This is a genomic window from Bacillus manliponensis (assembly GCF_000712595.1).
GTDB classification, from domain to species: domain Bacteria; phylum Bacillota; class Bacilli; order Bacillales; family Bacillaceae_G; genus Bacillus_A; species Bacillus_A manliponensis.
In genome coordinates, this window is record NZ_JOTN01000041.1 from 1 (window position 1) to 11,860 (window position 11,860).

Here is an 11,860-nt window from a genome sequence, read left to right on the forward strand (position 1 = left end):
GTGAAACTTCACTCAGCCCGACCAATCGGGCATTTACTGGCTGTTAATGCGGGATAAAACAGCTTGGAAACCCAAGCTGTTTTTATAACGAAATCTATTTCCTCGATAACTTTCCCCATCACGTCACTTGCATTCCACTCCCAATATGCCAAATATCATGACTATACTGCAAAATTGTACGATCACTTGAGAAATAACCGGATTTTGCAATGTTCATAATTGACATTGCGAGCCAGCGCCGGCGATCTTCATACGTACGCCCAGCTACTTCTTGTATATTGGCATATGGGCTAAAATCCCGTAAGACAAAGTATTCGTCATTTTGAATGATAAGCGCGTCAAAAATTGCCTCAAATTCATCACCTGCTTCAGCAAAAAATCCATTTGTCAGCTGATCCATCATTTTTCGAATATATACGTTATGGTGATAATAGTCACTTGCACGATAGCCACCATTTTCATAGTAGTGCTGTACTTCTTCTGCTGTTAAACCGAAAATGAAAATATTATCGTCACCAACTTCTTCTTTTATTTCAACGTTTGCACCGTCAAGTGTTCCAAGTGTGACAGCACCATTCATCATAAACTTCATGTTGCCTGTTCCGGATGCTTCTTTACTCGCGGTTGAAATTTGTTCACTTATATCCGCTGCCGGGAAAATATGCTCCGCAAGTGAAACGCGGTAGTTTTCTAGAAAAATAACTTTCATATATTGACTGACGTATGGGTCTTTATTTACTTTCTGCGCAAGATCATGAATGAGTTTAATAATCTTTTTCGCATAGTAATATCCTGGTGATGCTTTCGCTCCAAAAATGAATGTGCGTGGGTAAAATGTAAAGCTTGAGTCCTCCTTTAAACGATTGTACAAATATAAAATATGGAGGACGTTTAACAGCTGGCGTTTATAGGCATGAAGCCTTTTTACTTGCACATCAAAAATCGACTGCGAATCAACGATAATGCCCGTTTGTTTTTGAATGTGCTCTGTTAAAATTCCTTTTCGGATTCCTTTTACATCATTAATGGAATCTTGAAATGCGGAATCGTAACGATACTGCTGGAGTGCTTGTAGTTTAATAGGATCCTTTTGCCATTCATCACCAATCATATCTGTGATAAGGTGTGATAACTCTGGATTCGCCTTTAATAACCAACGCCGATGTGTAATTCCGTTCGTTTTATTATTAAATTTCTCTGGATAAAACTCGTGGAATAAACGCATCTCTCTTTCTTTTAAAATATTCGTATGAATTTTCGCAACGCCATTTATACTATGGCTACCAGCAATCGCTAAATGCGCCATTTTCACGACTCCGTGTGCGATAATGGCCATATGTTCAATGCGTGTCCAATCATTCGGATACCGCTCCCATAACTGCTGGCAAAAGCGCTCGTTAATTTCGTCAATAATCATATAAATGCGCGGTAATAACGGCTGAAAAATATGAATTGGCCATTTTTCAAGCGCTTCGGATAACGTCGTATGGTTTGTGTACGAAATCGTCTGCTCTGTAATATGCCATGCCTCGTCCCAGCTCAGCTTTTCTTCATCTAATAACAAACGCATCAACTCTGGAATCGCTAATACGGGATGCGTATCGTTAATATGAATTGCAATCTTTTCATGTAAATTACGAACGGTTCCATTCCGCTCTTTATGAAGGCGAACAATATTTTGTAAGCTTGCTGACACAAGGAAATACTGCTGCTTCAGTCGAAGTATTTTTCCTTCATCATGCGTATCATCAGGATATAAAAATTCCGAGACCGCTTCTGTTTCACGCTTATATTTGAGCACATCCTTACAATTTGGTGGAAATGGGAGTGGCTCTGCATTCCAAAGGCGAAGTGTATTTACCGCGCTCGTTTCATACCCAACAACTGGCACATCGTACGGAACTGCTGTAATGCTTTCCACATTCGTATGACGAAATTGTAAGCGCCCATTTACATTTGATGCTTCAACTTGTCCATAGAAATGCACCTCCACCGCTTGATCGTAGCGCCGGACTTCCCACACATTCCCGTGACGCAGCCATTGTTCTGGTAATTCAACTTGATAGCCATCAACAATCTTTTGATCAAATAAACCATGCTTATAACGAATACCACAGCCATGACCAGGAAGATTTAGCGAAGCGAGTGAATCGAGAAAACAGGCCGCTAATCGGCCGAGACCACCGTTTCCAAGACCGGCATCCGCTTCATTTTCCTCTAGCTCTTTTAAATCAATTCCAAGTTCAGCTAGACCTTGTTCACACACATCACGTATGCCTAAATTGAGCATATTACTTCCTAACAAACGACCGAGTAAAAACTCAATCGATAAGTAATACATTTGCTTTTCATTATTCATACGATATCGTTCATTTGTCTCAATCCAACGCTGATTCACATATTCACGCACCATATGACCGAGTGTATTATATTGATCACGCACAGTAGAATCTTTAAAGCTTTTCCCATGAATCATCTCTAACTTTTCTAAAAAAGCCGCCTTAAAATTTTCTGTATTCGAGAACAAATCTTTCACCTCTCCTTGGTGGGATCATACTTAAGAACTCCCACCTTAAAACTTGCAAATGGTACCGCAGTTAAGATGGGAGAGAAAATTCATTTATCCCGCATTAACGAGCTGTAAAAGCCCGATTGGGCGGGCTAACATTCAGCGAGGGATGAATGCCCCCACTGAGTGAAGTTTCACTTTATTTCACGGTCACAACAGTCCCTTTTCGGCTTTGTTTCTTTTCTTCTTGCGGAAACAATCCTTCATACAACTCTTTATACTTTAAAGCGGATTGCTTCCAGCTATAATCTTGCAGCATTGCTTGTTTCACAAGGGCATTCCACTCTTCTTCCTTATGATAAAAGGACAGGGCACGCCTTACTGTATGCAACATATCGTGTGCATTAAAGTGAGCGAAGCTAAAGCCATTTCCATCTCTTGTCACTTCATTATACGACTGCACCGTATCGTTTAATCCACCTGTTTCACGAACAATTGGAATCGTTCCGTATGTAAGTGCAATTAACTGTCCAAGTCCACATGGCTCAAACAATGATGGCATTAAAAACAGATCACTACCTGCATACACTTGATGTGCAAGTGCTTCGTTAAAGCCGATATATACTTTCACCTTTTCAGGATATATATACGCCATCTCTTCAAAGAAATGCTCATATTCCGCAGCACCTGATCCGAGTACAATAAATTGGACATCTTCAGCCATCATTTCATGAAATACATGACGTACTAAATCTAGTCCTTTTTGCTCAGTTAACCGTGTTACCATCGCAATAATTGGAGCTTCTTCCTTCTCAGGTAAACCAAAATAACGCTGCAATGCTCGTTTGTTTATTTGCTTTAAGTGTATTGTATCTGCATCATATGGCATTGTAATTGTTTCATCGTATTTTGGATTATACAAGGCGTCATCAATGCCATTTACAATCCCAGACAGTTTACTATTGTATTTACGAAGCAAGCCGTCTAGCTTCTCACCAAAAAATGAATATTGAATTTCATCTTTATATGTCGGACTTACCGCTGTAATCCTATCAGAAGCGATAATGCCACCTTTCATAAAATTAATATTTCCGTAGAACTCAAGCTGCTCACTATCGAAATATCGATTACCAAGCTCTAATAAATCATGCATTACACTGCGTGGAAATACACCTTGAAACTGTAGATTATGAATTGTAAATACCGTTTTGATTTTGTCATAGAGCGGGTTTCCTTTATATGATTCGCGCAGAAAAAAGTTTGCCATTGCTGTATGCCAATCATGACAATGAAGCACATCTACTTCAAAATCTAAGTGCGGGATGCTCTCTAATACAGCTCGTGAAAAATAGGAAAAACGCTCACCATCATCATAATGTCCATATAAAGAATCTCTTTTAAAATAATATTCGTTATCGATTAAGTAATACGTAATGCCATCATGCTCCGTTTTAAAAATCCCACAATATTGATTGCGCCAGCCGAGCTTCACGTTAATTACTTTATGCAGCGTACAGTCTTCCAGCAAATGCTGAGAAATTAAACTGTACTTTGGCAACATAATACGGACATTCACACCTAACTTTTTTAATTCTTTCGGCAATGCACCTGCTACATCTGCAAGCCCGCCTGATTTAATAAATGGTACGCATTCTGATACTGCAAATAAAATATTCACAAGTTTTTTACTGCACGAAAAGCATAGACGCTCTTTGTCTATGCTTTCTTGCAGTATCCTCCCTTCGTTCTATACGTTTTTTATCTCCGCTTCATACACCGTTCCTTTTTCTACAACAAATGGATTGTCAGCTGTACCTTGTAAAATTGTGCCATCTTCAATTTTAACATCCTTATCGATAATGACCCCATCTACTATACAGTTCTCTCCAATTTTTGTCTTTTGCATAATAATACTGTTACGAATAATAGAACCTTTTCCAATTTTTACAGAACGAGAGACAACGCTATTTTCAACTGTTCCTTCAATTACGCTACCATTCGCAATCATTGCATTGTGAACGTGAGCCTCTTTTCCATGACGCGCTGGCGGCTCATCTTTTACCTTCGTATAGATTGGTGCTTCTTTTGGGAAGAGTTCCTTCCAAACGCTCGGATGCAAAATCTCTAAACTATGCTTATAATAACTTTCGATTGAATCAATAACTGCAACATAACCTGTATGCTCATATGTTTCAATATGGAACGCTGTGCCGCGGCGATCTCTAACGACATCAATTAAGCTATAATAACCACGGTCTTTATACGTTTCAAATAAGTGAAGCAATAAGTCTTTCTTTAATACGTATGTCTGCAATTGCTTTCCGTTATGACAAACCTCCGTCACATCAGCCCCTGTATGTAAGTGACGCTCGAGCACAGCTTGGAAGTTAATTGATGTTACAACATGGCTATTTGTAATGACGACATACTGTTGTTTGCTTCGCTGAAAGTAGTCAATGTTGCGGCGAAAATGGTCAAATGAACCGAACTCATCTTGATCACACTGGCAGTTTGGTGGGAATAAAAACAGCCCATCTCGCTTCCTGTCTAAATCCCATTGCTTTCCTGAACCAATATGATCCATAAGTGAGCGGTTTTTATGACTCGTAAAAATCGCGACGCTATGAATACGAGAATTCACCATATTTGATAGCATAAAATCGATGAGACGATAACGTCCACCAAACGGTAGTACCGCTAACGAACGATGCTTTGTCACTTGCTGTAAAGAAGGAAACTCCCCCGTTGCGTTAATAATTCCTAACATTGATTCTCTCATTCTCGTATCCTCCTTCTTTAATTTTCTTCCGCTACTAATACGACTTCTTCATTATTCTTTTCAGGGCGAATAATCGTCCCGTCTTCTACAACAAATCCAGGCGCCACAATCGCTCTATCGATAATGACATTTTTACCGATTTTCGCGTCTGGCATAATGACTGAATTTGTAATGATACTACCCTCTCCAACTGTAACCCCTTGGAAAAGAACAGAGTGCTGCACATCACCTTCCACAACGCACCCTTCATTAATCAATGATTCTTCGACCTTTGCCGTTTCCGCCATATATTGCGGTGGATGATTCGGATTCACGGAACAAATACGCCAGTCACGCTCATATAAGTTTAAAGAGGAGTCTTCAGACAATAAGTCCATATTCGCTTCCCATAAACTCTTTACCGTTCCAACATCTTTCCAATAACCACTAAACGGATACGCGACAAGTTTCTTCTCTTCGTCTAATAAAAGCGGAATAACGTCCTTTCCAAAATCATTACTAGATTCTGGGTTTCTCGCGTCCATCTCTAAATACTCTTTTAAAATAGACCAATTGAAAATATAAATGCCCATCGATGCTAAATTACTTTTTGGATATTGTGGCTTTTCTTCGAACTCCACAATATCCATCTCTTCATTCGTATTCATAATGCCAAATCGGCTCGCTTCATCCCATGGTACTTCAATAACAGAAATAGAAACATCCGCTTCTTTTTCAATATGATAGTCTAACATTTTACTATAATCCATCTTATAAATATGGTCGCCGGATAAAATGAGCACATATTCAGGATCGTATTGTCGTAAATAATTTAAGTTTTGATAAATGGCACTTGCCGTTCCTGTGTACCACTTCACCCCCGAAGATTCCGCATACGGCGGCAATACTGTTACCCCGCCATTCCCTCGGTCTAAATCCCATGCACTCCCGATTCCGATATAACTATGAAGTTCGAGCGGTTGATATTGCGTTAAAATTCCAACTGTTTCAATGCCAGAATTGGCACAATTGCTTAACGTAAAATCAATAATTCGATATTTACCGCCAAATGGAACAGCTGGCTTTGCTAAATTTTTTGTTAAGGCGCTTAAACGGCTACCTTTTCCCCCTGCTAGTAACATTGCTACACACGTCTGCTTTTGTACCATCTTGTTTCTTACTCCCCTTTCTTGTTTTCACTGGCCGTAAAATCGAAATACCGTATGGTGGAATTGTGATTTCTACATGAGCTGGCTGATTATGATATGGCTCCATAATCGTTTTCAAACGCTTTTTGTTCACTTGCCCAGACCCACCATATTCTTCAACATCGCTGTTTAAGATTTCGTTATAGTATTGAAACTCTGGCACGCCTACTTTGTATGTTTCATACACTGCATTCGTAAAGTTACATACAATAACTAAAATCTCATCTTCTTTCTCCCCTTTACGAATGAACGAGAAAATACTTTGTTCTCTATTATCCGCATCAATCCACTGAAAACCTTCATGACTATGATCAAGTTGCCATAGCGGCTTGGAGCGCTTATACAATGCTATGAGCTCTTTAAAATAATCATGCATGTAACAATGCATTTCAAAGTCGTGAAGTTCCCAATCTAAATCTTCAAGGTCCTTCCACTCATCAAACTGACCGAATTCACCACCCATAAATAAGAGCTTTTTCCCTGGGTGTGTAAAGAAGTAACCGTACAATAAACGAAGCTGAGCGAACTTCTCCCAGTAGTTGCCCGGCATTTTGTTCAGCAATGATTTCTTCCCATGTACAACCTCATCGTGCGAAAGCGGTAAAATAAAATTTTCTGAGTACGCATACAGAAGCGAAAATGTCATTTTGTCATGAATATATTTTCGATACTCCGGCGCGCACTCCATATATTTTAGGACATCATTCATCCATCCCATATTCCACTTATAATTAAAGCCTAGTCCACCTTCATACGTCGGTGCGGTTACGAGCGGCCATGCCGTTGAATCTTCTGCTGTCATTAATACCGTTTCGTCTTCAGCAAAAACAGCTTCATTTAGCTGCTGCAGAAAGGAAACCGCATACTCATTGCTTTGCTGCTGTCCTTCTCTTTCCCAATACAGCATGTTCGCCACTGCATCGACGCGAAAGCCATCAATGTGATAATATTTCAACCAAAACAGAGCGTTTGATATTAAGAAGTTTCGTACTTCTTGCTTTCCTAAGTCGAAGTTTACTGTACCCCATACACGATTTTCTTGCACATCGATATCTTGATATTCAAACGTTGGTTCACCATCAAATAAATACAATCCATGTGCATCTTTGCAAAAATGTCCTGGAACCCAATCTAAAATGACACCGATTCCATAATTATGACATTCATCGACAAAATACATAAAGTCTTTCGGTGTACCATATCTACTTGTCACGGCATAATAACCGGTTCCTTGATATCCCCAAGAACGATCATATGGATGCTCAACAAGCGGCATAATTTCAATATGTGTAAATCCATGCTCCGCTATGTATGGAATAACGTCATCTGCCATTTCCCGGTACGAATAAAGTGAGCCATCACCTTTCTTCTTCCATGTACCAAAATGCATTTCATAAATGGATAACGGTTCGTTATAAATTGCTTTACGTTTCTTCTTTTTCATCCACTTTTGATCGTTCCACGTATATCCGTTTATATCGTAAACGACAGACGCCGTATTTGGACGTACTTCTGCATACGTTGCATACGGATCCGCTTTTAAAATCGTATGACCATGCGGCGTTTCAATCGCATACTTATATACCGTATGCTCACCGATGTCCGCAATAAATAACGACCATATCCCTTCGTCTGTTACGCGCTCCATCATATGATTTGTGCTATCCCACTCATTAAAATCACCGACAACACCTACTGTCTTTGCATGAGGAGCCCAGACGGAAAAGCGTGTTCCTATGACTCCATTTTCAGTCGTCACATGAGCACCTAGCATTTCATAACTGTTATACATTTTCTCTTCATGAAACAAGATCATGCTCTCTTTTTTTCCCTTCATCTCAATCACACTCTGCTCACCTCACTAAGCTGACAAGATTTCAAATATATTATTACTATTCTTCAGAAAATTGAAATATCCTTGCGTTTCATTTAAAAAATATACGTTTTTTCGGAGTAATTCATAATAAATTCACTGTTTTACACCAAAAAATAGCGAAATTTGACGAAAATTTATTGTAAGCGTTTTATTTTAGAATAATAAAAAAACGCACTCTACTACTATAGAGTGCGTTTCATTTATAAACAACCTCGTTCTAACTTACAGGGGTATAATTGGGGATATACATAAAGTTAGAACAAAGATTTATAACTCTTCTTACAATACAGGTTCCATTGTTTCTTTTAATACTTTAACAGAATGAGCAAATTTCGCTTTTTCTTCTTCGTTTAATTCAAGTTCAACGATTTCACGAATACCTTCACGGTTAATAACAGCTGGAACACCTACGTATGCATCACTTTCACCATATTGTCCTTCTAGATAAGCAGATACAGTAAGAACGCTGTTTTCGTTATTTAAAATTGCTTTTGTTACGCGAAGGAGTGACATCCCAATTCCGTAATAAGTTGCGCCTTTACGTTCAATAATGTGGTAAGCTGCGTCTCGTACGTTGATGAAAATGTCATCTAAATCGCTTTGTTTGTACTGCGCATTTTTCTCCATAATTGTTTGTAGTTTCTGTACGCCAATAGATACATGGCTCCATACAGGAAGTTCAGTGTCACCGTGTTCACCAATGATATAAGCATGAACATTACGCGGATCCACATCGAAGTAATCACCTAACATGTAGCGGAAACGAGCTGAGTCGAGAGTTGTACCAGAACCAATGACACGCTCTTTCGGTAAACCAGATTCTTTCCAAGTTACGTAAGTTAAAATATCAACTGGGTTTGTTGCGATTAAGAAAATACCATCAAAGCCAGCATCCATAATGCTGCGAACAATTTGCTTAAAGATATTTGCATTCTTCTCAACTAAATCAAGGCGAGTCTCACCTGGCTTTTGTGGTAGCCCAGCAGTGATACAAACGATATCCGCATCTTTGCAATCTTCATAGCTACCCTTCCACACTTTTGTTGGTGATGGTGCAAATGGTACAGCATGGCTTAAATCCATCGCTTCCCCTTCTGCTTTCGCTTCATTTACATCAACAAGAACAAACTCTTCAGCAACGCCTTGGTTGATCATAGAATATGCATAACTACAACCTACAGCACCTGTTCCTACTAATACAACACGATTAATACCTTTTTTCATGGTAAAATCTCCTCTCTATATAAATCAAAGTTGAAATCAATTTCATAATGTTTTTTGTTGGTTAACTTCCTTACAAACATATTGTAGCACGTTTGTTTGTGAAATACTTCACATTATGTGTCTTGTTTGTGAACTTTTTCACATACAGTGAAAAGACTACCTTATTTATTGAACAAGGTAGTCTTTTCTATAATACTATCGCTTCTCCGCCGTAGCCCCTAAAGCCGTCGCCTTTGCATACGATGCTTCATGTAACTGTCCTAAAGCCGCTTCTGTTCCAGTCACAACAACACCAAATATTTTTACGTCTTCTTCTGTTGGTTTCTTCTTATCGCCTCTTAAATAATTGTATAGACGTTTATATTCATCGTAATATTTCCCTTCTGCTTTTAGTCCCGATTCGATTGCGAGTAGAAAGTCTTTTTCTGTTCCGTTTCCATACTCAATCTCTCCTTGCTGTGCTGAGAATCCATATACATCATATGAAGATTCAGTAAAGAATTGCGGATCATCCCCTTTATACCACTCTTTATCATCATATGTATCCACCCAATACCAAACTGGCCGAACACCTTCAGGTAGCATCTCTTTTATTTCCGAAACTGTATATGAACTATCAAATGATACCGCTAATTCAGCTACTGTATTCTCATCATGTAACGATTTGGCATCATTGATATACTCATGGTATGCCAAAAATGGAAAGTAAAATTGCATATCTCTTTGCATTGTTTGATAATTATACCTCTCACTTGTTTGATCAATCTTTCCAAGGCCAACTACCGCATCATCTACGATCGTCAAAGGATTTTTATTTGTAAGCTCCCGGAAACTATTCCAAACTTTAAAAGTATATACTTCCTCTTCCCAAGCTACTGGCTGTCCTTCAATAACTTTATATGTTTGATATTCCACTGTACTTTTCAGTAATCCATCATGTCTTGTAATCGCTCCGAGTTCTGTATTTGGTCTTGTAATATGACGCATCATTTCTACATCACGAGTTGTATCATTATAAGCACGTTGTTGTAAATGCGACAATCCAATCGCCCCCCCTAAAGATAAGACAATAAACAATACACTAGAAATCAATATCATTTTAAATAATTGTTTCCACCTCGCCTTCTTTAGCATCCGCTCAACTTTGCTGTCATCTACATCAAAATCAAATTCATCTCTACTCATTCATTTCGCCTCCTATATATTTTCTTAAACTCATTACGCGCACGGTATAACGACACTCGCACTGTATCTTCTTTCATTTCTAATAACATGCCGATTTCCTTATAGGACAACTCGTATTCATACTTCAATAGCAACATATGACGATACATCGGATTCATATCGCTTAACACTGTTTGTAGTTCTACTTGCAGTTCTTTCGTTAAGACATGTCCTTCTAAATCCCCTTTACCGATAAGCTGCACAGATTCAAGTGGAACTTGTTCTATCCGCTTTTGCCGTCGCAAAAGATCGCGATGTTTATTAATCGCAATTTGAAATAACCACGTTTTCACATGTTTAATTTTCATTTGTTGCATCGATAATAATGCTTTATGTATCGTATCCTGGACGATATCCTCAGCGTCCATTGGATGAACACCTAGCTTTAAAAAGTATCTGTAAATACTTTTGGACGTTTGAATAATAATCTCTTCATAGTTCATCGCTTACTCCTTTCCATTAGTTAGACGACTGAGAGTGGAAAAAGTATACAAACATATTTCATCTTTTTTCAAATAAAAAAGCGAGTGATCCCTTAACATCACTCGCTTATATTACTTATTCAAAGTCATTTCTTAAAACGGTTCCCTGTATTGGTATACACAATTAAAAATATAATAAGAGCTATAAACAGAACTATCCCAACAATAAAGAGCATTTGTATCTCCAAAAAATCACTTAATAACAATAATAAGATACAAAAACAAAAACCGTACATCATCTTGCCCATGAACTTACAAAGTTCAGTTTCATTATATTGTTCTTTTTCACTGCCTGATAACGTATTGTAACCAGCAATGAGAAATGCTCCTTTTCCTTTTGAAAATACAATTCCTAATAAAAGAAAAAGAATGAGAACAATTAAACCACCAATGATGCCACCCATATGCTTCCGCTCCTCTCTATACTACCTCTATATAAAAATACAATATTATCCATCTATTATAACATAATATAACTTAGCAAACTGTTTATGCTGTTTAACATCAACAAGTTCTCATTACGGATATAATCTTTTATCCCGCATTAACGGGCTAACACTCAGTGGGGGATGAAGAAAA

Annotated in this window: 9 protein-coding genes; all 9 read right to left on the reverse strand. The window is 38.4% G+C overall.

All coding sequences use genetic code 11. The features are described from left to right. Window positions 1-118: 118 nt before the first annotated feature. On the reverse strand, window positions 119-2,527 hold the full coding sequence (locus BAMA_RS22485; protein ID WP_034644075.1) for a glycogen/starch/alpha-glucan phosphorylase: 2,409 nt from the start codon (window positions 2,525-2,527) through the stop codon (window positions 119-121). A 181-nt stretch (window positions 2,528-2,708) separates the two neighbouring features. Continuing rightward, window positions 2,709-4,187, reverse strand: coding sequence for a glycogen synthase GlgA (gene glgA, locus BAMA_RS22490; protein WP_034644078.1), 1,479 nt, complete (start codon window positions 4,185-4,187; stop codon window positions 2,709-2,711). A gap of 69 nt (window positions 4,188-4,256) precedes the next feature. After that, the gene (locus BAMA_RS22495; RefSeq protein WP_034644080.1) at window positions 4,257-5,288 is read right to left on the reverse strand and encodes a GlgC family sugar phosphate nucleotidyltransferase; all 1,032 of its coding nucleotides are present in this window, start codon (window positions 5,286-5,288) and stop codon (window positions 4,257-4,259) included. 17 nt (window positions 5,289-5,305) lie between these two features. Then, entirely contained in the window at window positions 5,306-6,436 is a 1,131-nt protein-coding gene (locus BAMA_RS22500; protein WP_034644082.1) for a glucose-1-phosphate adenylyltransferase, read from the reverse strand. Further along, complete coding sequence (glgB, locus tag BAMA_RS22505) at window positions 6,384-8,312, reverse strand: 1,4-alpha-glucan branching protein GlgB (protein WP_034644092.1); 1,929 nt, start codon at window positions 8,310-8,312, stop codon at window positions 6,384-6,386. The genes BAMA_RS22500 and glgB overlap by 53 nt, the downstream gene beginning before the upstream one ends. Before the next feature lie 318 nt (window positions 8,313-8,630). Next, entirely contained in the window at window positions 8,631-9,575 is a 945-nt protein-coding gene (locus BAMA_RS22510) for an L-lactate dehydrogenase (RefSeq protein ID WP_034644084.1), read from the reverse strand. A gap of 195 nt (window positions 9,576-9,770) precedes the next feature. Then, window positions 9,771-10,760, reverse strand: coding sequence for an anti sigma factor C-terminal domain-containing protein (locus tag BAMA_RS22515; protein WP_034644086.1), 990 nt, complete (start codon window positions 10,758-10,760; stop codon window positions 9,771-9,773). Continuing rightward, window positions 10,757-11,242: an RNA polymerase sigma factor gene (locus tag BAMA_RS22520; RefSeq protein ID WP_034644088.1), complete on the reverse strand. Its 486-nt coding sequence runs from the start codon at window positions 11,240-11,242 to the stop codon at window positions 10,757-10,759. The genes BAMA_RS22515 and BAMA_RS22520 overlap by 4 nt, the downstream gene beginning before the upstream one ends. A 125-nt stretch (window positions 11,243-11,367) precedes the next feature. Next, the gene (locus tag BAMA_RS22525) at window positions 11,368-11,685 is read right to left on the reverse strand and encodes a DUF3784 domain-containing protein (protein ID WP_200874719.1); all 318 of its coding nucleotides are present in this window, start codon (window positions 11,683-11,685) and stop codon (window positions 11,368-11,370) included. Window positions 11,686-11,860: the final 175 nt, after the last annotated feature.

What these genes read in the sequence shown, in the direction of transcription:
- BAMA_RS22495 (WP_034644080.1), bottom strand. Translation starts at nt 5,288, where the DNA reads ATGAGAGAATCAATGTTAGGAATTATTAACGCAACGGGGGAGTTTCCT.
- BAMA_RS22500 (WP_034644082.1), bottom strand. Translation starts at nt 6,436, where the DNA reads ATGGTACAAAAGCAGACGTGTGTAGCAATGTTACTAGCAGGGGGAAAA.
- glgB (WP_034644092.1), bottom strand. Translation starts at nt 8,312, where the DNA reads ATGAAGGGAAAAAAAGAGAGCATGATCTTGTTTCATGAAGAGAAAATG.
- BAMA_RS22510 (WP_034644084.1), bottom strand. Translation starts at nt 9,575, where the DNA reads ATGAAAAAAGGTATTAATCGTGTTGTATTAGTAGGAACAGGTGCTGTA.
- BAMA_RS22515 (WP_034644086.1), bottom strand. Translation starts at nt 10,760, where the DNA reads ATGAGTAGAGATGAATTTGATTTTGATGTAGATGACAGCAAAGTTGAG.
- BAMA_RS22520 (WP_034644088.1), bottom strand. Translation starts at nt 11,242, where the DNA reads ATGAACTATGAAGAGATTATTATTCAAACGTCCAAAAGTATTTACAGA.
- BAMA_RS22525 (WP_200874719.1), bottom strand. Translation starts at nt 11,685, where the DNA reads ATGGGTGGCATCATTGGTGGTTTAATTGTTCTCATTCTTTTTCTTTTA.